The organism is Myxococcus sp. CA040A (genome assembly GCF_013336725.1).
GTDB lineage: Bacteria > Myxococcota > Myxococcia > Myxococcales > Myxococcaceae > Myxococcus > Myxococcus llanfairpwllgwyngyllgogerychwyrndrobwllllantysiliogogogochensis.
Genome location: NZ_JABUMR010000019.1, coordinates 37,539 through 59,891, shown reverse-complemented (window position 1 = coordinate 59,891; position 22,353 = coordinate 37,539). Strand labels below are relative to the sequence as shown.

Sequence of the window (22,353 nt, the reverse complement as noted above, 5' to 3'; positions counted from 1 at the left end):
TTGCTGTATTTCGAAACCCGAGGGTTCCCTCTCCGAGACGACATCGCCCCGCGACAGGCCTCCCCGAACTCCCTCCTCGACAGACGGGCGTGAGCGCCTGGCGGGGCGGACGCGCCCGGAGCGCGCGTCTGCCTTCGTCGCCGCGGACTTCTTCGTCCTTCGCACCCCATTGCTGCCCTTCGATGCCCTCACGTCATGGAGCAAGGGATTGGAGGGCCTGGAGGCCGCGCCGGGTGAGCTCGAGGAGGCGCTCCAGCGAGACACGTCGCGACTGCGCGCGCGGTTGCGGCATTGGGTGGAAGCACCGCTCATCCGGGAGTCGCTCTTCATCGCGTCCCCGGCGCTGGTGGAGAGCCTGCACTACTGGCTGGAGGACGCCGACTCCGAGCAGGGCCGGAAGGTCGAGCGGACCCTCGTGCGGTACTTCGCGCGGATGGCTGGACGCGCTGGAGCCCACTGGCGCCACCTGTTGACCCGGCTGGCGGCCTGCTGGCGTGAGAAGTCGTGGGAGCTGGTCCTCACGGAGGATGACCTTCGCGCGCTGGAGTCCCGGGACACACCACCGCTGCCGGAGCCCTTCTCCATCGTGGCGACGGTGGTGGGTGCCAGCACCGAGCATGGGGACAACGGCGCCTACCGGCTCGTCCTGGAGAGCCTCTCGGGGCCTTCGGGCGCGGTGATGCTCGGCATCCTGGCGCGGCGCGGAGCCCAGATGCGACCCTTCGCGGAGAAGCTTCGAGCAGCCGAACGTGAAGGCCGGCTCACGCTCCCCGTGGCCGGACTGGCCGAGAGCTTCCTGCACATGCACGCCAACCGGACGCTGGCGAGCGACCAGCGCGCGCAGGAACTCATCCCCTCGGCACTATCGCTCGCGGCTGGCGAGGACCCTCACGGGCGGCGCATGAGGCCAACGCGAAGGGCCGTCGTCAACTCGCTTCGCTCAGTCCGGAAGCCCTCTCCCACGCCGAGCCCGCGCTACGGGCGGGGCGGTTTCCCGTCGTCGCTGGGGAGCGGCGGGGCACCCCCCCCGAAGTGCTTGCGGATGTGGTCGCCGAAGAAGGTGATGGTGGTGGCCACGATGACGAGCACGACAGACAGAAGGATGAAGGTGGTTTTCAATATCTTGAGCATGGAGCCTCGGTGCCATTCTAGAGGGAGCGGTCACCCCCTCGAGGGGACGCGGCGGATGGGGCAGTGAGGAGCGCTCCAGCAGATGTCCGAGGAGAGTGGCACGGGGCCTGATGAGGCGCTATCCGGTATAGGAGCGAATCCACGTCACGTAGTTCGCCACGTTGGTGAAGATGGTGAACTGCTGGCAGCCGCCCGTGCCATCCCAGCTCATGACACCGTGCAGCTTGCCATTCAGGACGAGCGGATCCCCCTCATCCCCCTGGCAGGCGCCGATGCGCTGGTTCACGAGCACCATGCACAGCTCAGCACCTTCCACCGGATTTCGGAGGATGACCCACGCGCAATTCGTCGGGGGTGAGACAGGCATGCTCGCATACTTGAGCTGGGTCGTGGTGCCTCCTCCTGTCCCCGATGTGCCCCACCCCGTGACGGTCAGCGAGGTTCCGATGTTTGGGGGGCCGGACGGGAAGGCGACGGGAGACACCGCGGTGGTCACGATGAAGGGCTGGGCGACCTGGATGACAGCCACGTCATGAAGGGGTGCATCGTCCACCACCCCGTAGTCGGGATGGGGAATCCAGCGCATCACCGACCGGGCCTGCTGGGTGGGCTCGGTGACGTCGATCCTGACTTCGCCCATCACCACCGTCAGCTCGGAGGCCGTGAATCCTTGGAGGCAGTGCGCGGAGGTGACAACCCAGCCAGGCTGGACCAGTGCGCCGCCGCATTTCGTGACGCCACGTCCCAGGATGCGGACGTGATAGGGGAACTCCCCCACGTGCGCATCATCTCCACCCCGGATGGTCTGGGTTGCCGCGCTGATGGATTCAGCCTCCGGTGCCGCCACCGGAGTCCCGCATGCCAGCACTCCGGTCACCGCGAACCCCACGAGCCACGCTTGCTTTGTCATCGGCCCTCCATGTCGAGTGGCGGGAATCAGCGCGCGTGAGCAGCACCTGCGCCCGCTCCCAGGAATCCTCGCACAGTCGAGGATGGTCTGCCATTGTGTGGCCCTCGCAACCAGGTGGTGGGAGCAACAGCGCCGTGGCTCGATGCCGTCCGGCCTGGTGGGGCATGCCCTCCTTCTTCCTGGACCTGCTCCATGGCGCTCGCCTGCACGGCGGGGTTGGCGTTGTTGGGTGGCGGTGCGCGCGGTGGTGGTGTCCACCCAGGTGGCGCTCGCGATGGTGTTGCTGGTGGGGCAGGGCTGCTGGTGCGGTTTGTCTGTTCAATCACGGCATTGTCGACACGTGCAATGTCATTGCCCCTGGGGACGACAGACGCGGGGTTCGCAATGAATTGTCCCGCGGGACGGAAGGCGGGTTGGCGATGTGTCCCAGGCCCGTGTCCCGCGCCTTGGATTGAAATCGGGCGTGAGGGGCGCGATGTATCGCCGTGTATCCCGGGCCGTACCGGGAGTATCACCTGTCACCCCGTGAGTCGGGGCCTCTGGTAGCGTGCGCGATACATGGTTTCGACGCTCGTGACTCCTCTTCCCGAACCGGCTGAGCCGGACCTGTCCATCGCCTTCGAGCGTAACCTCGTCAACGAGCAGATTCGCGTGGCGCGGCGCCTGGGGGCGCTGCGCTTCGTCGGTGTGCTCGCCTGGCTCTGCCTGAGCGTGGGCCTTGCGTGGCCCGCGTCCCCGGTGGCGCTGGGCGGGTATCTGGTGCTCGCGGGTGCGCTCTGGGCGGTGGCGGGAGGGGTCGCCCGCTGGTGCCGGTTCGCGGGCATGGCCGTGGCGCTGGTGGACGCGCCCATGGTCTTCCTCCAGCAGTACGTCACCCTCCAGGCCGGAGTGCCCGCCGACCTCGTGGGGCCCATGTCCTGCGGGGTGTACTGCGTGCTCCTCGCGTTGTCGGTGCTGTCGCTGGACGTGGGCACCGTCGCGCTCTGCGCGGTGATGAGCATGGGCTTCACGGTCACCCTGATGAAGCTGGGCGAGCCTGGCGCGTGGAATCTCGCCCCCGTGCTCGTCGTCATCCTCGGCGTCACGGCCCTGACGCTCGGCTACGCCACGCACCGCATTCAACGCCTGCTGCACGGCATCTCCCGCGAGCAGGCCCGGCTCGAGCGGCTGGGGCGCTACTTCTCCCCCGAGGTGGCTCGCCACATCGCGGAGCGGGGCACGGGACTGGCGAATGGCCAGCATCGCGAGGTGACGCTGCTGTTCTCCGACATCCGAGACTTCACCTCCATGTCCGAGCAGATGGACAGCCCCCGGGTGGTGGCGCTGCTCAACGAGTACCTGTCGCGCATGGTGGAGGTGGTGTTCCGCCATGGCGGGACGCTCGACAAGTTCATCGGCGACGGCATCCTCGCGTACTTCGGCGCGCCTCTGGACCACCCGGAGCATGCGCGCGCGGCGGTGGCGTGCGGGCTGGAGATGCTCGACGCGCTGACAGTGCTCAACGAGGAGCGCGTGGCGCGGGGCGAGGAGCCGCTGCGCATCGGCATTGGCATCCACACCGGCCGCGTCGTCGTGGGGGACGTGGGCAGCACCCAGCGGCGCGAGTACACGGTGATTGGCGACGCGGTGAACCTGGCCAGCCGCATCGAAGGGCTCACCAAGCAGGTGGGAACGCCGCTGCTCGTGTCCGCGACCACGCGCGCCAACGCGGGAGAGACCTTCACCTGGTCCCCCGCGGCCCCGGTGGCCGTGAAGGGAAAGAGCGAGCCGGTGGCCACCTTCGTGCCCGGCGTGGGCATCGCGCTCCTCGCGGGGCCTGTGGGGGCGCGGGTCGTCACTCCACACGGTTGAGTGAAACCTCGGCTCCGCCGTCGCCTCTTTCCACGTCGGTCTGTGGCGCACCCGGGGCTCGCGCTAGCGGGAGTCTTCTGGCGCGCCCGCGAGGGACTCAGGCGCTTCGAGCTGGACGGCGGGCCCCATCCAACCAATCGAGGAGTAGGGAAGGACTTCCTCGGGGCCCGGCCCGATGCGGCCCTGGATGCGGAGGCGGACCCCTTTCCCGGTGACCTCCAACAGGGTCGCGAGGTCCGTGACGAGGCCGTGGTAGCCGAACCGCACCAGCATCACCTGACCGATATAGGGGGTGAGGTTGTCGCGGCAAAGGTCGGGGCCCCGCGTGAAGACGGGCTGGGCCTGGTAGTGATTGGTGGGGAGTTCGCCGGGCGGAGGAGTCGGGTGCTTCACCGCATGTGCCCTGGCGCCGTCCTCCAGTCGCGTGTGCCGCGTCCCCAGGGCCCAGCTCCAGGGCCAGGCATATTGCCCGTCGACGGCGAACATCAGCCGGCGTTCAAGCTTCTCGAGCAGTCCAGGAGGGCAGGACACGGTGCCGTCCGACCGCACGTGGGTGAAGGCCCAGCCTCGCTCCGTCGGGAGGAACTGCCCTGGCTTCTCTGGCCAGGGACACCAGGAGGCGGGTGGGGGCAGACGGCCCGCTTCGAGGTCGAACGAGGCCTGCGTCCTCAGCTCTCCGTTGGATGCGCTCCAGAACGCGAGCGCATAGGGACCGATGCCCACGAGCGTGTCGTCGCCTCCCCAGAGCAATCCCTGGAGGCCCTTGATGGCGGTGAGCCGGCGCAGGCGGCGGGGCTTCCGCCCGATGGCCCATAGCTCGACGCCACCGTCAGTGGTCAGGCACGCGGCCACGGTGCCATCGGGGGACCAGGCCCAACGGTGGGTGTCTGTCTGGTCACTGGGGTGCGCGAGCGCGGAGAGCTTCAGCCGACACAGGAAGGCTTCGTCCTCGAAGATGCAGACGGTGGGATGGACATAGTCATCCATGAGCACCGCCAGGCGTCGTCCATCGGAGGACCAGACGACCTCGCTGATACCGACATGAGGCTGCTTGCCGGGGATGCGTTCGACGAGCGTGGCGAGGTGCTCGCCGGTGTGCCCATCGATGAGCTCGAGCCGTTGGTCGTCATGGACCAGGCGCGCACCGTCGGGTGAAAACGCGATGGGTGGTTTCACGCCTCCGAGCTGGAACTGGCTCGTGCCGCTCGCGACGTCGGTGGACGACGCGCCGCCCGTGCCGGCGTAATCGAAGGCCTCCTCGTCCCAATCTCCTCCCGGCGTAAAACGGTAGCCATGAACGCGGGAGCCATCGCGGCTCCAGCGAACCCACGTGTCCGGGTTCGGGCGGTCGCGAGGCGGGACTGGCGGTGGCGGGCACCAGCGCACGTCCGTGCAGTCCTCGTTGAGCGAAGCGCCTTCCCGGAATGGGACGATACAGCCGAGTCCTCCGTCGGGGCCGGGAGTGGAGACGAACAGGCGCGTCTCGTCGGGCGACCAGCACCAGGCGGGAAGGTGTCCGAGGTTCTTCACGTCCTCGGGGCGCTTGACGTAGCGGGGATCCGGCGAGCCCCAGCGCCGGGTGACGTCGACCTTGAAGGACGGAGGGCCCTCGGAGAAGGGGCGCAGCGCGCCGATGACGACGTCATTGAAGACGACGCCGAGCCACTGGCCCGACGGAGACCACTGGATGCAGGAGGACACCCTGCGACTCGCCACGCCCTTGTCGAAGCCGTGGCTGGCGACGACTCGGCCCGTCGCCAACTCCCAGATGCGCACGTCGCCCCCGAAGAAGCCGAACCAGGCGTCGACGCGGAGGCTGGCGACGGCCAGATGCCTTCCGGAAGGGCTCAACGCGAAGGAACTCTGGGCACCCGAGGAGTGCGGCGTCTCCACCAGCCGCGCGCCCGTATCCAGGACGCGCTCGGAGACCCACCGGTGGAGGTCCGTGACGCCCCTTCGGCGCTGGAGTCGCCGCAGCCGCGCCCGCAGGGGAGGCAGGTCCCTGTGGGCCTCGAAGTGGCTGAAGTCGGCCTGCTTCAGCAGCGACTCGAGGGCCTCGTCGGAGGAATGGTTCAGGGCGTGGAGGTCGATGAAGGGGCCTGGCATGGAGTGGATTGTCAGGGCGCGGCGGCCGCGCCCCGGTCCTCGACAGGAAGAACGGGGCTGCTCACGCGGGGTCGCGCGACATCGCCCCAAGTCGACGAGGCGCTCACACCGCCGTCCATCCTCCGTCCACGTCGAGCACCATGCCGGTGGCGTAGGCGCACGTCGCCAGGAACCAGGCCGCGTCGGCCATGTCCCGAGGGACACCGGGCCGCTTCATCGGGACGTTGCTCGCGAGCGTGTCCAGGAACGCTCCCACCTGCGAGGCGGGCACGCCCCAGTCGATGGCGGTGTCGCGCGTGAGGCCCGGAGACAGGACGTTCACCCGGATGCCCCTGGGCGCGAGCTCGATGGCGAGCGAGCGGCCCATGGCGTTGATGGCGCCGCACAGGCCCGCGCCGCCCGCGTAGTTGGCGAGCGCCGCGTGGCCCGCGATGCCCGAGCACAACACGATGGCGCTGCCTTCGGCCATCTTCGGGACGGCGTAGCGACATGCGGAGAGCTGGCCGAAGAAGCGGTCATTGAAGAGGGCCCGCCAGGCGCTCATCGGCACCGTCTCCACGGGACCGAACACCGCGCCACCCGCGCACGTCACCAGCAGGTCCACGCGTGGCACGGAGTCGATGAGCCGCTGCACTTGCGCTTCGTCACCGACGTCCGTCACCACGCCCCGGGCGCCATGCCCGATTCGCGCGAGGGCTTCGTCCATGCGCCCCTTGTTCCGTCCCGCGATGACGACCTCGGCCCCTTCAATGGCATATCGCTCGGCGATGGCCAGTCCAATGCCTGTGCTGCCACCCGTGATGATTGCGAGCTTCCCATCCAATGCGCCCATGGCTGCCTCCAGTCGAAAGGGGCTCCACGTCCACTGCCGCCATTCAGAACCCCGGGTTGAAGCCTCCCTCGGGAAACGCCTGCTTCGCGAGTTCCTGCATCACCGGGAAGCCGTCCAGGAAGCCTGCCTGGGCGGCGGGGATGGGTTTGCCGCTCGCGTCATGGAAGGCGATCTCCCGACACGTGAAGCAGACCACCGCGTCCACCCACGTCTTGCCAATCCAGAAGCGGAAGGCGATGTCCGGGTTGAACCCACACTTCCTCGGAGGATAGGACGCGGGGTCCTTGGCGGAGACCCAGAGGTCCGCCAGGGCCCGGCGTTGCTTCGAGCTCAGCTCGGGACCCTCCTTGGGGAGGAGGAAGAAGCCGCTGCGAGGAGTGGTGTCGTCGCGTGCGGGCCCCATGTCCCACGTCTGGTCATTGTCCGCGAGGAAGATCTGCACCCGGTCCGGGCGGCGGAAGAAGTCCTCCGGGGTGGGAGGGGTGGAGCGCCCCGCGGCGGAACACGCGGTGGCGGCCATGGAAGACAGGAGGAGGGCGAGGATCGCGGTGCGCATCCGCCCAGCCTAACCCTGACCGCGTCAGCGTCGCACGACCTCAATGGCGATGATGTTTGTGATGTGTTGGGCCAGGGCTCCCCGCCCACTCCGTGGCGGATTCGAGGTGCCGCCGCCATCCCTTCGAAGGCTTCTTGAAACTGGGCTACTCTCGCAGGCTCCATGCGACATGGGGGTTGGCACGATGAAGCGCGCTTGGCTGCGATGGATGTCGGTGTTGAGCCTGGGAGCCCTGTTCGTCACGGGGAATGCCCTGGCGCAGGCTCCCGTCACGGTGTCGCCGGAGACGCTCCGGGCCGAACGTCGGGTGAGATTGGTGAAGCTGTGGGGCGACGTCCGGTTCCGCCACCCCAGGGCCTTCTCCATGCCCGCCGAGTGGGATGCCGCGTTCCTTTCCGCGCTGCCCAAGGTGGAGGCGGCGGGGGACTCGGCGGCCTATGCCGCCGCGGTCCAGGGCATGCTCGCGACCCTGGGAGACGGGGCCACGCGAGTGGAGTCCGAGAAGCGTCCTGACGCGGGCCAGCCCCCCACGCTTCGCGCGCTCAAGAGCTGGGAGAAGGATGTCCTCGTGCTCGACCTGCGCAACCTCCTGGGGCCACAGGGCTCCACGTCGTTGCAGGAGTTGAGGACGACGCTGGACGCGGACGCGGCGAAGGCTCGCGCGGTGGTGCTGGACTTGCGCATGCGCGGTCTCAAGCGCTACGGCCTCGCCTGGATGGTGGCGTCGTTGTTGCCCCACCTCGTCGACGGTGAGCTGCGTGTTCCCGGTCTGCGCGATGTTCGCCACAGTGGCCTGCGGCCACAGGGTGAAATGCAGGGCTTCTACGGCAGTGAGTTCAGGATACCCACGGACGATGTCGTCACGGGCACTCCGGGCAAGAAGCCCGCGCTGCTCGTCTTCCTGGTCGACACGGACTCCGCCATCGACCAGCCCGTCCTGGCCCTGCGCGCTCGCGGCAAGGCGCTCCTGGTCGCCGAAGGCCCACTCGATGACGGCGCCATGAACAACCAGGACACCTTGCCGCTGGGAGAGGGCTACAACGCCTTGCTGAGCGTGGACGAGCCGGTGCTGCCCCTGGAGGCGGACGTGAGTCGCCCCGCGCGTGTTCGTCTGGAGGGCCCGGATGAAGGGATGCGCCAGGCGCTCCTGCTGGCCTCCCGCCCGCCTCCCAAGCCGAAGGCCTCGGCCGCGCTCCCCCGGCCCGCGCTCCCCTGGCGCCCGGAGCCGACCTACAAGGACGCGCTCTATCCCTCGCGTGAGATGCGACTGCTGGCCGGGGCCAAGCTGTGGACGGTGGTGCGCTTCTTCTTCGCCTACACGGAGCTGATGGACCGGCCCTGGGACAGCCGCCTGCCAGGGCTGCTCGAGAAGCTGGAGGCGGCGAAGGACGCGAAGGCGTACGTGCTCGCGTTGGCCGAGGCGACCACTTGGCTCCAGGACGCCCATGCGATGGTGCGAGGCCACCCGGAGCTCCAGCGGTTCTACGGTGCCATCCCGCCGGTCTGGGTGACGGACCTCGACGGCAAGGCGGTGGTGGTGGAGGTGCACGAAGCGGCAGCCGCGTCGGGGCTCGTTCCAGGTGACATCATCGAGAAGGTCGACGGGGAGCCCATCGACGCACGGGCGCGCCGGTTCGCCCCCTACGTGGCGGCCTCCCTCGCCAGCTACCACAGGGACCTGACCCTGCAGATCGCGCTCGGGGGCGAGGTGGGCTCCACCGCCGTCCTGGGCGTGCGAGGTGCCAAGGGGCCCAAGGAGGCGAAGCTCGTCCGCACGTCTCGGCGGAATCTGCCTCCCTCGAAGGCGGAGTCCTACCGGCTGCTGGAGGGAAACCTCGGCTTCGTGGACCTGGGGAAGCTGGAGGTCCAGGACGTGCCCGCGATGTTCGAGAAGCTCAAGGACACACGCGGCATCGTGTTCGACCTGCGCGCCTATCCCCGCGGCACGATGTGGGCGCTCGGGCCCTACTTCGACGTGAAGGGCTCACGCCCCTTTGCCTGGTACATGCGCCCCTACGCGGGAGGACAGAACGTCGGTTGGGTGAAGTACGTCGACTCGCTGCGGGAGACGGACCTCCCCAAGTATCGGGGCCGCACGGTGACGTTGATCGACTCGCGCACCATCAGCCAGGCCGAGCACACCGGGCTGCTGCTGAAGGCCGCGGCGGATACCGTCTTCGTGGGCAGCGCCACCGCGGGCACCAATGGCGACGTCACCGAGGCGATACTGCCCGGAGACATCTCCTTCTATTTCACCGGTCAGCAAGTGCTCCACGGGGACGGCCGGCAACTGCAGCGCAAGGGCCTGGAGCCCGACGTGAAGCTGCGGCCGACGGTGGCGGGACTCCAGGCGGGGCGTGACGAGCTGCTGGAGCGCGCGCTCCAGATTCTGCGCGCGGAGCCCCCCAACAAGCCCGCGTCCTCGAGTCGCTGAGCGGCGCCTCCCGTCTTCGCCGGTGCCGCCACGCATGTGCCAGGGCCGGGGCGCATGCGTGGCGCTCACGTCTTCTCTGGAATAAGAGATTTCGAGATAAACATGTCTACATCCACCAAGAAGATGGACAGCCGATCCGCCCTTCCCAGGGCGGGCAGGCGTCGTCTCCGCGAGCCCTGATACAGGCGCTGAGCACCGCTTCCGCCCGGTGAAACGGGCGCGGACGAAGAAGTCGGGATTCACCCCACGGGTGAAACACAGACCATGATTTCGCTCTGGGTGCGTGCGGCCTGGCTCCCGCCTGGGATGTGACACTGGGAGCGGATGCTCCCCGCTCCCCGGCCAGGCGCTCGCCGAGAATGACTCGGAGTGAAGCCCTTCCCCGTGGAGGCGTGAGAGCGGGCGTCATGAGCCCTTCTTCGCCTCCCTGCACCAGCGCCCTCCCTCGACAGGCCGCCTCCCTGATCGCTCCCAGAAGGCTCCCAGGTTCGGTGGAAATCCCGTATAGGGCCTGCTCGCAACGTGCGCGGCACGCGAGCGCCCCAGAGGGGGGATGTCAGCCCCGGGGACTGCTCTGGAGGATTGGATGGAGTTGTCGAGTCTCGAGTCGAATTTCTGGGCAATCGCACCGGGTGTCATCGGCGCCGTGGGGCTGCTCTTCTCTGCGTTCTTCTACTTCCGGGTCAAGGCACTCCCCGACGGCGACGCGACGATGAATCGCATCGCGGGCTACATCCGCGAAGGCGCGATGGCGTTCCTCGTCCGTGAGTACAAGGTGCTCGCGGTGTACTGCGCGGTCATCGCGGTGTTCATCGGCTGGGCCCTCGGCGGTCTCGCGAGCGTGAGCTTCGTGGTGGGCGCGTTCCTGTCGCTGCTCGCGGGCTACATCGGCATGAAGGCCGCGACGTTCGCGAACGTGCGCACCGCGCAGGCCGCTCGCACCGGCTCGAAGCCGAACGCGCTCCTGGTCGCCCTGGATGGCGGCGCGGTGATGGGGCTCGCCGTCGCCGGCCTGGGCCTGATTGGCATGGGCGGCGTCTACTACTTCTTCAAGGGCCACGCGCAGCTGTCGCCCATCCTCCACTCGTTCGCCGTGGGGGCCAGCTCCATCGCGCTCTTCGCGCGCGTGGGCGGCGGCATCTACACCAAGGCCGCGGACGTCGGCTCCGACATCGCCGGCAAGGTCATCGAGAACATCCCCGAGGACGACCCGCGCAACCCCGGCGTCATCGCCGACAACGTGGGCGACAACGTGGGCGACGTGGCCGGCATGGGCGCGGACATCTACGAGTCCATGGTGGCCGCCATCGTCGCCGCCATGGCGATTGCCCTGACGGCCAACGCCACGGAGCTCTCCCGCCTCGTCGTCGACTCCTCGGCTACGGGAGGCGCGAAGGTGGCCGGCGTGGTGCTCCCGCTGGTGCTGTCCGCGGTGGGCCTCATCGTCAGCCTGCTGAGCATCTTCATCGCGCGCGCCCTCAAGAAGATGAACCCCGCGCAGGTGCTGCGCAGCGCCCTCATCCTGCCCCCCGTCATCCTGGTGGGCCTGTCGTTCGTGATGATGAACGTGTTCGGACTCTCCCAGAACATCACGGTGGCCCTGGCCGCGGGCGCCTTCGGCGGCGCCATCATCGGCCTCGTCACGGACTACTACACGTCCTCCACGCCCGTGCAGCGCATCGCGGAGGCGTCCATCACCGGCGCCGGCACCAACCTCATCCGCGGCCTCGCCGTCGGAATGGAGAGCGTGGGCATCTCCATGGCCACCATCGCGCTGGTGGCCTACATCGCCGACCAGGCGCTCGGCCTGTACGGCATCGCGCTGTCCGCGGTGGGCATGCTGGGTGGCACCGCCGTCGTGATGACGGTGGACGCCTACGGCCCCATCTCCGACAACGCGGGTGGCATCTCCGAGATGTCCGGCCTGGGCCCCGAGGTCCGCGCCATCACCGACGAGCTGGACGCGGTGGGCAACACCACCGCGGCCATCGGCAAGGGCTTCGCCATCGGCTCGGCGACGCTCACCGTCATCGCGCTCTTCTCGGCGTTCAACATGGAGGTCAACCACACGCGCATCGCGGCGGGTCTGCCGGAGATGAGCCTGCTGCTGACCAACCCGAAGGTCATCGTGGGCCTGCTGCTCGGCTCCATCCTGCCGTTCATGGTGGGCGCCTCCACGATGCTCGCCGTCGGTCGCGCGGCGGGTGCCATCGTCGAGGAGATTGGCCGCCAGTTCCGCGAGATTCCGGGCCTGATGGAGCTCAAGGCGGACCCGGACCCCAAGAAGATCGTCGACATCGCGACCAAGAGCGCGCTGCGCGAGATGATCTTCCCGGGCCTCGTCGCCGTCGTCGCCCCGCCGCTGGTGGGCTACGTGCTGGGGCCCAGCGCGCTGGCGGGTCTGCTGGCGGGCGCGCTCGTTGTCGGCGCCACCATGGCCCTCTACATGGCCAACGCGGGTGGCGCGTGGGACAACGCCAAGAAGTACATCGAGAAGGGCAAGCTGCCGGGCCACGCGAAGGGCTCGCACGTCCACAAGGCCGCCGTCGTCGGCGACATGGTGGGCGACCCGTTCAAGGACACCTCGGGTCCTGGCGTTGCCATCCTCATCAAGGTCATGAGCGTCGTCTCGCTGCTCGTGGCCTCCCTCATCGCGCTCCGGTAGTCCGCGTGATGTGGCGCGGCGCCTCGGTTCCGAGGCGCCGCATGGCAGTCAGTGGCACGGACCTCGCGGCCTCCTCCAGGGGCCGCGTGGGTCCTCGGAAGCTCCGACGGGAGGAAGACGCGGGCCCTTGGCCCCTGCGCACCTCCTGGACGCGTGAGCCCGCAAGCGGCTCGCTCCTCCAATGTCAGACAGCGAACACCTCACGGACTCCGCCATGCGGGGCACCGGGGCGGTGCGTGCGCGCGTGCTACCTTTCGGGGTGTTTCGCGACCGCCTGCGCACCAGGCATGGGGGGGCAGCAGCAGCGACCCTCGCGAGCCTGACGCGCTCGCACCCGCTCCCTCGGGTGTGAGGGATGAGTGCCACCGCTGTTCCGCTGTCAGAGAGGTGTCCCATGGTCCTGGAGCTCTCCCAGCAGCAGATTCATCTCCTCTACGCCTGTCTGGCTGAAAGCATCGAGGACCTGCATGACGAGGTCATCCACACCGACATGCGCGAGCTGCGCGACTCGCTGAGGGACAAGCTCCATCAACTGCAGGCCATCCAGCGCCAGGTCGCGCCCCTGATGCAGCGGGAGCAAGTGGTCCGTTGACGCCGACCGCGCGCCAGGCGCGTCGGCGTCTGGGATTCGGGCGTCAGGGCTGGAGCGACACGCCCGCCTCGCCACGGCGCTTCAGCTCGCCCGCGGCCTGCACCGCCTTGACGAGCGTGATGACGATATAGGCGCGGATGATGAGGCCGAAGACCTGGGGCTTGCCGCCCTGGTTGATGGTGTCCATCACCGTCAGGACCGTGTCGCTGAGGTACAGGAGGATGGCGAGGATGGGGCCCGCGCGGGTGCCGCGATAGGTGAAGAATCCAAACACCGCGGTCACCGCGCCGAAGAGGAGGGAGCCCACGCCCATCCCCAGGGCTGTCAGCGCCTCATTCTCCGTCACCATGGCGACCACGCCGAGCAGGGTGTTCAAGCCCGCCAGGAAGTAGAGCATGTACGCGGCGGACTTTATCCGCTGCTCGGGGTCCGTGGAGGACCCGGGCAGGGGCAGCCCGTTGCGCAGCACCGCCAGCTCCACGTTGAACACCCCGGATTGGATTTGAACGCTCAGGGTGCTTCCGTCCGGGAGCGTGAAGTTCACGCCCTTCTTGAGCTCGGACGACCCGCCGTCCGTGGTCCCCACGACCTTGCCATCGAGGATGACCGTGAACTTCTTCCAGGCCAGTCCCCACGACAGCTCCAGTCGTTGCGGCCCGCCTTCCTCCAGCGCCAGCTTCTTCGCACCCATGTGAAGCCCCCACCTCCGACCCGGACCGGGTCGGGAGGCCGACGCTAGCCGTCCGAAGAGGGGCGATGCAAAGCTCAGCTCCGCGCCATCCATCCCAGTCCGATGATGAGCAGCACCGTCAGGTGGAACCAGCCCACGTTGCGAGCGAGCAGGGCCCAGCCCTCGCCCGAGCCCGGTGAGGTGCCGCGCCGGATGGCCGCCAGCTCCTGGTAGCCGAGCACGAGCCCCACGAGTCCCGGCACGAAGCCGATGAAGCCCACGGTGGCGAAGATGAGCGCCAGCGTCGCGCGCTGAGAGGGTTTCTCCCCCAACGCCACCGTGTGACAGCGCGAGCAGAGCATCCGTCCCACCTGCCACTTGCGGCACCTTTCACACAGGAAGGTGCCACAGCGGCTGCAGGTCCCCTCCGCGGGGCGCTCGGGATGTAGGGGGCACGGAGCGTGCGTCGCATCCATGCCCCTCTGTCTACCATGCCCCCCAGGGCGCACGTCGAACGGAGCCGGCGCTACGGCTTGGAGAGGAGAAAGGACGCGAGCTTCTCGACGACCTGCTCGTCCACATGACCTGGGACCGCGTATTCGGCGGGCCCGGATTTGCCGGTGCCCTTGATGAACAGGTGATTGTTCTCCGGAACAGTCACCACCTCGACCTGGGCAACGCTTTCGAGACCACTTCTCCAGGACGTCAGGTCCTCGTCGGTGACCTGGTAGTCCCGTGCGCCTCGCATGATGAGGATGGGGCGCTGGAGCTTCCGGGCCATGGCGACGCCGTCGCGTGACGCCCAGTCCTGCCAATACGCGGCGGGCGCTCCCAGCAGTGTCCCGGTGCCGAGCTTTCCTGCCTTCAGCAGGCCCACGGTCTGCTCGAACTCGGCGAGCTTCTCGGCCGGTACTTCGAGATACCTCAGTTGTGCGAGCACCAGGTCCCAGGGCGGACGTCCGGGAGGCGCCAACAGGACCGCGCCCGCGACGGGCGCCGCGAGGACCGCGATTTCCGGAGCGAGGAGGGCGCCCAGGCTGTGCCCCACCACGAAGACCCGCTCGGGATGAATCTCCGGACGTGCCTTGAGGACGCCCACGGCCGCGACTGCATCCACGACGACCTCATCGTCGATGGAGAAGTTCGTGAGCTGCGGGCCGTACTGAAAGGTTCGCTTGTCGTAGCGCAGGACGGCGATGCCGCGAGATGAGAGCCCCTCCGCGATATCCTTGAAGGGCTTGTTGGGGCCAATGCTCTCATCCCTGTCATGGGGACCGGAGCCGTGGACCAGGACGACGCCAGGGAATGGGCCGCTCCCGGTCGGCACCGTCAACGTGCCCTTCAGCAGGAACGGCGCTCGTCCCACGGAGACTTCCTCGGTCCGGAACGCGGCGCCGTTGACGGCGGACGTGGCGGACGTGGGTTGCACGACGGCCTTCGCGGGGGCGGGCTCCGACACACGCGGCTCTGGCGAACTCGCACAGGCCGCGGCGACCAGGGTGATGACTCCAAGCATCTTCGCCCGATGAGGGGCGGCGTCTGATGGGCGACAGGCAGCGCGAAGCATGTGGCTCTCCTCGTCACACGAAACGTCGTGGGCCTTCGTTGTTCGTCGACCTGCCTTTGCCCCCCTCGATGCGGCGATAGAGGACGTACGAGTAGATGACAGGGATGATGCAGGCGATGGAAACGGCCACGAGCACGGGGGGCGGCCCTGCGCCCAGCAGCCCCGAGACGAAGATGATGATGCCCGCGAGGACAAAGAGTCTTCCTCCCAGGCGGTGCGTGCGAAGCCAGACTTCGTCGCTCGCCAGCGTCCAGGGGGTTCGGATGCCAACGAAGAAGTTCTTGGTGAGCTTCCCCATGACGTTGCCCAGGAGCACGAAGAGCAGACCCGTCGCCGCGGGAACCACTCGCTCCATGGGTACGGCGGTCCCGATGCCCGCGAGCAGGAGCAAGGCATTCATCAGGAACAGGAACGCGAGCGTCGTCGCCAGGACGAATTCGAAGACACCCTGAAACCGCTCCATGCGGTAGCCCTTGGGCGAAATCCGGGGGAGCACCACCAGCAATAGAGAGATGCCGGCCATCATCAAGGGCAGGACGAAGGGCCCCCACGGTTTCGGCGTGTGGCCATCCACGGCTCCCCGCGCATTCCAGTGGGTGGGTATCGCTTCCGGGAGTCGGCTGTAGAGCACGGCTGCCATCACGAACGACGCGATGACGAGTCCCAGGCTCAGCACGTTCGCGCGGCTGATTCTCATCGCTCTTCTCCATTCGGCTTGTCGACCTTGAAGAGGTCGAGAAGCAGGGCCGCTACGTCCTCGAACACAGTCGTGTTGAGGGAGTAGACGATTTGTTGTCCGCGTCGCTCGCAGCGCACCAGGTCGGCGGCCTTGAGGACGTTGAAGTGATGCGACAACGACCCCTTCGTGATGTCGAACGCCTCCGCGAGCTCCCCCGCGCTCTTCGAGCCGCCCTGCAAGAGCTTGAGCACCTTGCGCCGGGTCGGGTCCGAAATCGCCTTGAAGACTTCCTGCGTCCGCATCGCTACCTTTTGATTGTTTGATGGATTTCAAAATAACGACTTCGAGAATCCTGTCAAGGGGGGCAGGGGAGAGGTCGTGTCGCCCTTTGGGGCAGAGTGCGAGCTCATCTGCCACGGCCCCGGCGCCCACGCACGCCAGGGCCCCTTACGCGATTACGGCGTACAGGAGATGTTGGCGGGTACGGCCCACAGCTGGTACCGGCTCGTGTCGTCTCGAGCCGCGTAGAAGACGCGGGTCCCGCTGCGCGCGAAGCCAAACGGGGAGGAGGTCTCCAGGGGAGGACTGGTGGTGACCTCCGCTGTCGTGGCGTCCGTGCCTCGGGTTACCCAGAGGTTGGTGAACGCCGTCAACGGCGCCGCGCTGAAGAGCACCGCGCTCGCGCCCGTGGCGAAGACAGGCGAGATGTACTCGTCGGAGACACTCAGGAAGCCGGGGAGCTGCCGCGTCTGCGCGGCCGTGCCATCCGTCACCCAGAGCCGCACCGTTCGTGGACTGGGGCTGGGACTGCTGATGGCCACGGAGAAGTAGAGCTTTCCATTGGAGCGCGCCACCTCCTGCAGGAAGGGCAGCGCGTCGGGCTGGTTCGCGAACGGGTTCGGCAGCTGGGTGATGGTTGCCTTTCCACCGCCTGCCAGCGCGACGCGATACAGCCCCAGGCGCTGGGTGGCGGGGTCGGCGTTCGTCAGGTACACGAAGCCGCCCAGCGAGCCGAGCATCCTCATGCTCTTGCCGAAGGTCTCCAGCCGGACCGTCCCCGCCGCCGTTCCGTTCGTCTTCCACACCTCCGTATTGGCCCCGTCGTGGAGGGTGAACAGGGCCCGCCCGCCATCCTCCGTGGAGCCCACATCGCCCACGGGAACCACGCCCGAATCCAGGCGCTTGACGAAGGCCGTCCCTCCCGCTGTTCCGTCGGTTCGCCAGAGGGTGGTGCCGCCATCCGGCTGCGACAGGAAGAAGAGCAGCGCGTTGCCCACCCGCATGGACTGTGATGACAGCGAGGCCTCGGTGCCAAAGTTCACGACCTGGACCGTGCCCGCCGCCGTTCCATTCGAGCGCCACAGCTCCACCTGTGTCCTGGGTGGCGACGACAGCGGGACGGAGAGGAAGAACGTCACCGCGCCGCTCTGCGCCGTCACGAGCGACATCTGCGAATCTCCTGGCCCCGGCGTCACGTCCTTCACCAGGTGGGTGCCCACCTCCGTCCCGTCGCTGATCCACGGCTCGAGGCCCGTGTCCGCGTTCCAGACGCGGAAGAAGAGCTTGTTGCCGGTGGCCACCAGCGGGCCCAGCTCCCGGTTCCTCGCGGGCGTCGTCGCCGGGAAGGACTTCACGGGGACTGTGCTCGCGTCCGTCCCCTGGCTTCGCCACAGCGTGGCGCGGCCATCCTGGAAGTTGACGCCGAAGTAGAGCGTGCCCTGGACATCCACCAGTCCCGAGGGCGCGACGATGAACGCTGGCGACTCAGGGGTTCCCGGCGGGACGACGATCTTCACCCGCTGGGCCAATCCCGAGCAGACCTGCGCCGTCACCTGGGCCAGCGCAGGCTCCTCCCGCGACGTCGCATCCAGGGGTGCATCGCCACACCCCAACCACCCCAGGCAGCACAACGCCAGGCCAGACTTCACACGCATGTCGTCTCCTCTCCTTCTCACAGAAGGAGTTCGACGGTGGGAACCGCCAGGGCACTGAGCAACTGCCCTCGGAGCACGGGCCCCTGTCGGACCCCTGCTGGCGGTTGGCCCCCAGGTCTCCTCATGCCCGCACCGAGGCGGACCGTCCCAGGTCGAAAGGCACCCTGGCTCCATTCTTTGTGACGGTGCGCTTCACCTGGACCCGCTCTGGCTTGCTGGCCTGCGTCGCGATGCGTGCCCGTTTCGACTTCCTGTCTGGCGAACCGCTAGCATGGGCATACACGCATGCGTGGTCGTGCCAGTGCTGCCCCCGGGGGGAATCGTTCATGAGTGTTCTGCCAGGAGTAGACCTCAATGACCCGTTGCCAGGTCGCGTCTTCGAGTTGCTCGCGGAACGTCGATTCGAGGATCCGCTCCTGAGCGAAGCCAATCGAGCGCGTGCGCTCGCGGCCGTGCTTCAGCGCCCTGAATGGGACAGCCTTCTTTCCGACCTCAAGCTCAGCGAAACGACGCTGGCGGTGTTGGATGCCGCCTGCGAAATCTCCGGCAGCCCGGCGGTGACGCCGCTTCACGTGCTGGCGGGATTCCGTCATGTGGGGGCCCGCGTCCGGGATACCTCGGCGAGCTACATCTATATCCTGGCTGATTCGCTTCCGGGGCCGCATCAATGGATGGATGTCTCAGGTCCCCGGGGAAAAGGGGGCTCGGTGGACCTGACGCACGCGACCCTGGTCCCCCTGCTCAGGGCCGCGCGCGTCTACTCCCAGTTCACGGGGACCAGTCCAAGAGAGATCCACGCCCGCCATCTCGCGGGAGCGCTCCTGGCCCCCGCACTTCAAGGTTTCTCTCCACTCGAACTGGAGCTGGCGGAGAGCATGGGCTCCGAGAAGGCCGCCTCCGAGGTGCTCCACAGCCTGCGCCAGGGACTCGTCATGTTCCTGGACGGTGGCGACCATCGGCACGATCCACCGGCGACCTGGCGCATCGTCTTCAGCCTTCCGCGCCTGCTCTCCTTGCTTCCACCCGAGGAGCCCACGACAGGAGCGTCCCCTTCCATCCACGAGAGCCCGCTCCCTGAAACGCAGGGACCGCAGGCCCCCACGGGGGCAGAGGGCCCGGCTGAACACGCCGCCCCGCCAAACGATGGCGCAGGACTTGCCTCGTCGATTGGCTCGGACTTCCTGCTGGAGCCAGTCGGCGGGATTCGCTCCGACGTCGTGGATGGAGTGGACCTCGCGGACCGGCTGAACATCGAGCCCGATGTGAGCGCCCTGGCGTCCATCATCGCCGCGCGCTCGGTCGAGCCTCCCCTGGCCATCGGGCTCTTCGGTGACTGGGGCACGGGCAAGAGCTTCTTCATGTCGAAGATGGAGAAGCGGCTCCGGATGATCTGCGCCCAGGAGCCCCCCGTGCAGGACGCGGCCGGGAACCTCTACTACTTCCGTCACATCGCGCAGATTCGCTTCAATGCCTGGCATTACTCCGATGGAAACCTCTGGGCGAGCCTGATGGCGCGTCTCTTCGAGGGCCTGTCACGCTATGGGATGGAGAACGGGCGAGCGGACGTGGAGGAGAAACTCCGGGCTCAGCTCCGCAGCGCGGAAGTCGTCCTCGGTGACGCCCAGGGACGAATCACCGTCGCCCAGGCCCGGCGCCAGCAGGCCGAGCAGCACGCGCGGGACGTGCATCAGCGACAGCGCCAGTTGGAGGCGACCTTCCTTCGAGGCGTGGGCAAGGGAGTGCTCGACAAGGTCAAGGCCCAGCTCTCCGAGCAGATCACCGCGAGGTGGCCCGAGTTTGGTCCGAAGGAGTTGCTGAAGTGGCATGACCAGCTCCACCAGGGTTGGGGACGCTTCACCGAACTCTGGGCCTGGGTCCGACAGGGCGGACGCGCCCGTGCGGCGTTGCTCATCTTCGCCGCGCTCGTCACCACGGTGGGACCGTTCGCCCTCGCCACGCTGTTCGGCTCGGAATTCTGGGGCAAGGTGGTCAGCGCCGTAGGCGGGCTGCTGACGTCCCTGGCGGGGTGGAGCGCCTTCCTCCTTCCCAAGGTGAACAAGGTCTTCGCCGCGCTTGATGCCGCGCGGAAGGACCTCGACACGATAGACGCCACGCTGGTCAAGGACGTGCAGACGAAGCTGGGTGAACTCGAGAAGGAGGAGGCCAGTGCCCAGGAGGTCGCGCGCAAGGCGAGCGTGGAGGTCGAGCGCCTCAAGACCGACCTGGCCAAGGCCCATCCCACGCAGCGACTGCGCGACTTCCTCTCCGACCGGGACCAGAGTGGTGACTACCGGCAGCACCTGGGACTCATCTCCCTGATACGCAACGACCTCTCCGCGCTGAGCGACTTGCTCGGAAGCGCGCGAGACACCCAGAGCGCCGGGTTGCCGGCCGTCGACCGCATCGTGCTCTACATCGACGACCTCGACCGCTGCCCCGAGGAGCGCATCGTCCAGGTGCTGGAGGCCGTGCATCTCCTGCTCGCCTTCCCACTCTTCGTCGTGGTCGTGGGGGTGGATTCTCGTTGGCTGCTGCATGCCTTGAAGAAGCGCTTCGAGGCCTTCTCGTCGGAGGACGCCGCGACGCCGCAGGCGTATCTCGAGAAGATTTTTCAAATCCCCTTCACGCTTCATCGCATGGAGGCGGATGGGTTCGGACAGCTCATCGACTTTCTCCTGCCCACCGCGACGAAAAGCCAGGGAACAGCCCCTCCGGCCCACGTGACGCCGTCCACGAGCCCCCTCGCGGTGTCGCCCGAGGCGCCAGCGCGGCCTCCCGTGCCGCCCATGCAGGGGCCACAGCGGGACGTTCATCCCACGGCTGGGGGCACGAACAAGCAGCCCGCCGTGGTGGCACCCAAGCCGATGCTGAAGTTGCGGCCCAGGCTGCTCCAGCTTTCCCCCACGGAAGTCGCGGTCATCAAGCGCATGTGGCGGCTCATTCCCACACCCCGCGCGACCAACCGGCTTGCGAACTGCTACCGACTCCTGCGCGTGCGCCTCTCGGAGTCACGCGAGGCCGCGTTCCTTGGCAAGGCAGGCCCCGCGGAGTACCCGTTGGTGGTCACCTTGCTGGCGATGATGATCGGCTTCCCCGAGGAGTTCTCGCACGTCCTGCAACGGGCGAAGGACCCAGGGCTGACCCAGAAGAACTGGGGCGAGCTCAGGGACTTGTTCGCAAGCGATACCCGGCTTGCCCAGCTCGCGCGGACCCTGGCGCAGCTCGACCTGGAGAAGTCAGTCGATTCACTCCCCATCGAGTCGATCCGCTACTGGCTGGGCGTCGTCTGCCGCTTCTCCTTCCACCTGCGCGATGAGCTGCCAGACACGGGCAAGTCGGCCACGCAGGTGCTCGCGGACGCAACGGCCACATTTGCCCGGGAGACCCCGCTGCCAGCCCAGAAGGGGGCGCCACCCATGCTGCCTCCTCGCCCGACAAGCACGCCTCACGATGAACCGAAGGCGTGAGCACGTCCCAGTCCGTCCTGTCCACTGAGGCAGGACGCACACGCGAAGGCGACACGCTGACAGCGCACGGGCCCCGAGCGTATCGAATGGAACTTCGATGCGCGGGGCGGCCCACACGCACATATGAACTGGTCGGTTAAAAAGTGTTGACGAGGGAGACCTCGGGCTCTAGATATTTTAAACGACCGGTACATAAGTTGAGGCCGACATGGCGGAGTTCAGTGGCAAGGCGGCATTGGTGACGGGTGGTACGCGGGGAATCGGCGCTGCCATCGTCCGGCATCTGGCGAGGGGCGGCGCGGACGTCGCCTTCACCTATGCGAGCTCCGGGGAGAAGGCGGCCGCGCTGGTGGATGAACTCACGGCGCAGGGCCGACGCTGCGTGGCCATCCAGGCGGACAGTGGTGACCCCCACGCTGTCCGGCAAGCCGTGGAGCGCACGGTGTCGGAGCTGGGGCGCCTCGACATCCTGGTCAACAACGCCGGCATCTTTCCGTCCGGACCGTTTGAAGGAGTCTCCCTCGAGGAAATCGACCGGACCCTGGCGGTCCACGTCCGAGGCGTGTTCGTCGCCGCTCAAGCCGCGCTCGCCCACATGACCCACGGTGGCCGCATCATCTCCATCGGCTCGTGCTTCGCTCAGCGCGTTCCCTATGGCGGCGTCACGCTCTACGCGATGAGCAAGTCCGCGCTGGTGGGCCTCACGAAGGGCCTGGCGCGGGAAGTCGGTGAGCGAGGCATCACCGTGAACGTGGTCGACCCCGGGTCGACCGATACGGACATGAATCCGGCGGATGGCCCCCAGGTCTCGGCCGAGCTGGCGCTCATGGCGGTCAAACACTTCGCTCGACCCGAGGACATCGCCGCCACCGTCGGACATCTGGCGGGCCCGAGCGGGCGCTTCATCACGGGGGCTTCTATCGCGGTCGATGGCGGCTTCACCGCGTGACCCGCGTCAG

General features: G+C 67.8%; 17 protein-coding genes. 7 read left to right on the top strand and 10 right to left on the bottom strand.

Translation table 11 applies throughout. From position 1 onward, the window contains the following. Positions 1-208 precede the first annotated feature (208 nt). Entirely contained in the window at positions 209-1,198 is a 990-nt protein-coding gene (locus HUA75_RS44200; RefSeq protein WP_217446560.1) for a lantibiotic dehydratase, read from the top strand. Between the two features lie 51 nt (positions 1,199-1,249). On the opposite strand, the gene HUA75_RS44195 is transcribed toward HUA75_RS44200, so the two are convergent. Continuing rightward, complete coding sequence (locus HUA75_RS44195) at positions 1,250-2,041, bottom strand: trypsin-like serine protease (protein WP_174489884.1); 792 nt, start codon at positions 2,039-2,041, stop codon at positions 1,250-1,252. A 558-nt stretch (positions 2,042-2,599) separates the two neighbouring features. Here HUA75_RS44195 and HUA75_RS44190 point away from each other — a divergent pair. Further along, on the top strand, positions 2,600-3,892 hold the full coding sequence (locus HUA75_RS44190) for an adenylate/guanylate cyclase domain-containing protein (protein ID WP_254628095.1): 1,293 nt from the start codon (positions 2,600-2,602) through the stop codon (positions 3,890-3,892). A 63-nt stretch (positions 3,893-3,955) separates the two neighbouring features. Here the strand turns inward: HUA75_RS44190 and HUA75_RS44185 are convergent, their stop codons facing one another. The 3 genes from HUA75_RS44185 to HUA75_RS44175 all read right to left on the bottom strand — a co-directional run bounded on the left by HUA75_RS44185 (position 3,956) and on the right by HUA75_RS44175 (position 7,386). Then, positions 3,956-5,998 (bottom strand): WD40 repeat domain-containing protein, encoded by a 2,043-nt coding sequence (locus HUA75_RS44185; RefSeq protein WP_174489883.1) that lies wholly within the window; start codon positions 5,996-5,998, stop codon positions 3,956-3,958. A 103-nt stretch (positions 5,999-6,101) separates the two neighbouring features. Continuing rightward, positions 6,102-6,830: an SDR family NAD(P)-dependent oxidoreductase gene (locus tag HUA75_RS44180; RefSeq protein WP_174461117.1), complete on the bottom strand. Its 729-nt coding sequence runs from the start codon at positions 6,828-6,830 to the stop codon at positions 6,102-6,104. Between the two features lie 43 nt (positions 6,831-6,873). Continuing rightward, entirely contained in the window at positions 6,874-7,386 is a 513-nt protein-coding gene (locus tag HUA75_RS44175) for a hypothetical protein (protein ID WP_174489882.1), read from the bottom strand. 184 nt (positions 7,387-7,570) lie between these two features. On the opposite strand from HUA75_RS44175, the gene HUA75_RS44170 reads away from it, so the two are divergent. The 3 genes from HUA75_RS44170 (at position 7,571) to HUA75_RS44160 (ending at position 13,077) form a co-directional block, all read left to right on the top strand. Continuing rightward, positions 7,571-9,820, top strand: coding sequence for a S41 family peptidase (locus HUA75_RS44170; protein WP_174489881.1), 2,250 nt, complete (start codon positions 7,571-7,573; stop codon positions 9,818-9,820). 586 nt (positions 9,821-10,406) lie between these two features. Continuing rightward, positions 10,407-12,485 carry a sodium-translocating pyrophosphatase gene (locus tag HUA75_RS44165; protein ID WP_141640798.1) on the top strand — a complete coding sequence of 693 codons (2,079 nt, stop codon included), beginning with the start codon at positions 10,407-10,409 and terminating at the stop codon, positions 12,483-12,485. Between the two features lie 394 nt (positions 12,486-12,879). Further along, positions 12,880-13,077, top strand: a complete 198-nt coding sequence (locus HUA75_RS44160; RefSeq protein WP_141640799.1) for a hypothetical protein — start codon at positions 12,880-12,882, stop codon at positions 13,075-13,077. A gap of 43 nt (positions 13,078-13,120) precedes the next feature. Here the strand turns inward: HUA75_RS44160 and HUA75_RS44155 are convergent, their stop codons facing one another. The 6 genes from HUA75_RS44155 to HUA75_RS44130 all read right to left on the bottom strand — a co-directional run bounded on the left by HUA75_RS44155 (position 13,121) and on the right by HUA75_RS44130 (position 17,927). Continuing rightward, positions 13,121-13,768 (bottom strand): hypothetical protein, encoded by a 648-nt coding sequence (locus HUA75_RS44155; RefSeq protein ID WP_141640800.1) that lies wholly within the window; start codon positions 13,766-13,768, stop codon positions 13,121-13,123. Positions 13,769-13,842: 74 nt separating this feature from the next. Further along, positions 13,843-14,109, bottom strand: a complete 267-nt coding sequence (locus tag HUA75_RS44150) for a hypothetical protein (protein WP_246136953.1) — start codon at positions 14,107-14,109, stop codon at positions 13,843-13,845. A gap of 164 nt (positions 14,110-14,273) precedes the next feature. After that, positions 14,274-15,314, bottom strand: a complete 1,041-nt coding sequence (locus HUA75_RS44145) for a S9 family peptidase (protein ID WP_254628094.1) — start codon at positions 15,312-15,314, stop codon at positions 14,274-14,276. A gap of 13 nt (positions 15,315-15,327) precedes the next feature. Then, positions 15,328-16,011: an SdpI family protein gene (locus tag HUA75_RS44140; protein WP_174489880.1), complete on the bottom strand. Its 684-nt coding sequence runs from the start codon at positions 16,009-16,011 to the stop codon at positions 15,328-15,330. Then, positions 16,008-16,295 carry an autorepressor SdpR family transcription factor gene (locus HUA75_RS44135; RefSeq protein ID WP_141640803.1) on the bottom strand — a complete coding sequence of 96 codons (288 nt, stop codon included), beginning with the start codon at positions 16,293-16,295 and terminating at the stop codon, positions 16,008-16,010. Before HUA75_RS44135 ends, HUA75_RS44140 begins: the two co-directional genes overlap by 4 nt. 153 nt (positions 16,296-16,448) lie before the next feature. Next, complete coding sequence (locus HUA75_RS44130) at positions 16,449-17,927, bottom strand: hypothetical protein (protein WP_174489879.1); 1,479 nt, start codon at positions 17,925-17,927, stop codon at positions 16,449-16,451. Between the two features lie 326 nt (positions 17,928-18,253). On the opposite strand from HUA75_RS44130, the gene HUA75_RS44125 reads away from it, so the two are divergent. Beyond that, positions 18,254-21,394, top strand: a complete 3,141-nt coding sequence (locus HUA75_RS44125; RefSeq protein ID WP_174489878.1) for a P-loop NTPase fold protein — start codon at positions 18,254-18,256, stop codon at positions 21,392-21,394. 208 nt (positions 21,395-21,602) lie between these two features. Next, positions 21,603-22,343 carry a 3-oxoacyl-ACP reductase family protein gene (locus HUA75_RS44120; protein WP_174489877.1) on the top strand — a complete coding sequence of 247 codons (741 nt, stop codon included), beginning with the start codon at positions 21,603-21,605 and terminating at the stop codon, positions 22,341-22,343. Positions 22,344-22,353: the final 10 nt, after the last annotated feature.

What these genes read in the sequence shown, in the direction of transcription:
- HUA75_RS44195 (WP_174489884.1), bottom strand. Translation starts at nt 2,041, where the DNA reads ATGACAAAGCAAGCGTGGCTCGTGGGGTTCGCGGTGACCGGAGTGCTG.
- HUA75_RS44190 (WP_254628095.1), top strand. Translation starts at nt 2,600, where the DNA reads ATGGTTTCGACGCTCGTGACTCCTCTTCCCGAACCGGCTGAGCCGGAC.
- HUA75_RS44185 (WP_174489883.1), bottom strand. Translation starts at nt 5,998, where the DNA reads ATGCCAGGCCCCTTCATCGACCTCCACGCCCTGAACCATTCCTCCGAC.
- HUA75_RS44180 (WP_174461117.1), bottom strand. Translation starts at nt 6,830, where the DNA reads ATGGGCGCATTGGATGGGAAGCTCGCAATCATCACGGGTGGCAGCACA.
- HUA75_RS44175 (WP_174489882.1), bottom strand. Translation starts at nt 7,386, where the DNA reads ATGCGCACCGCGATCCTCGCCCTCCTCCTGTCTTCCATGGCCGCCACC.
- HUA75_RS44170 (WP_174489881.1), top strand. Translation starts at nt 7,571, where the DNA reads ATGAAGCGCGCTTGGCTGCGATGGATGTCGGTGTTGAGCCTGGGAGCC.
- HUA75_RS44165 (WP_141640798.1), top strand. Translation starts at nt 10,407, where the DNA reads ATGGAGTTGTCGAGTCTCGAGTCGAATTTCTGGGCAATCGCACCGGGT.
- HUA75_RS44160 (WP_141640799.1), top strand. Translation starts at nt 12,880, where the DNA reads ATGGTCCTGGAGCTCTCCCAGCAGCAGATTCATCTCCTCTACGCCTGT.
- HUA75_RS44155 (WP_141640800.1), bottom strand. Translation starts at nt 13,768, where the DNA reads ATGGGTGCGAAGAAGCTGGCGCTGGAGGAAGGCGGGCCGCAACGACTG.
- HUA75_RS44150 (WP_246136953.1), bottom strand. Translation starts at nt 14,109, where the DNA reads ATGCTCTGCTCGCGCTGTCACACGGTGGCGTTGGGGGAGAAACCCTCT.
- HUA75_RS44145 (WP_254628094.1), bottom strand. Translation starts at nt 15,314, where the DNA reads ATGCTTCGCGCTGCCTGTCGCCCATCAGACGCCGCCCCTCATCGGGCG.
- HUA75_RS44140 (WP_174489880.1), bottom strand. Translation starts at nt 16,011, where the DNA reads ATGAGAATCAGCCGCGCGAACGTGCTGAGCCTGGGACTCGTCATCGCG.
- HUA75_RS44135 (WP_141640803.1), bottom strand. Translation starts at nt 16,295, where the DNA reads ATGCGGACGCAGGAAGTCTTCAAGGCGATTTCGGACCCGACCCGGCGC.
- HUA75_RS44130 (WP_174489879.1), bottom strand. Translation starts at nt 17,927, where the DNA reads ATGCGTGTGAAGTCTGGCCTGGCGTTGTGCTGCCTGGGGTGGTTGGGG.
- HUA75_RS44125 (WP_174489878.1), top strand. Translation starts at nt 18,254, where the DNA reads ATGAGTGTTCTGCCAGGAGTAGACCTCAATGACCCGTTGCCAGGTCGC.
- HUA75_RS44120 (WP_174489877.1), top strand. Translation starts at nt 21,603, where the DNA reads ATGGCGGAGTTCAGTGGCAAGGCGGCATTGGTGACGGGTGGTACGCGG.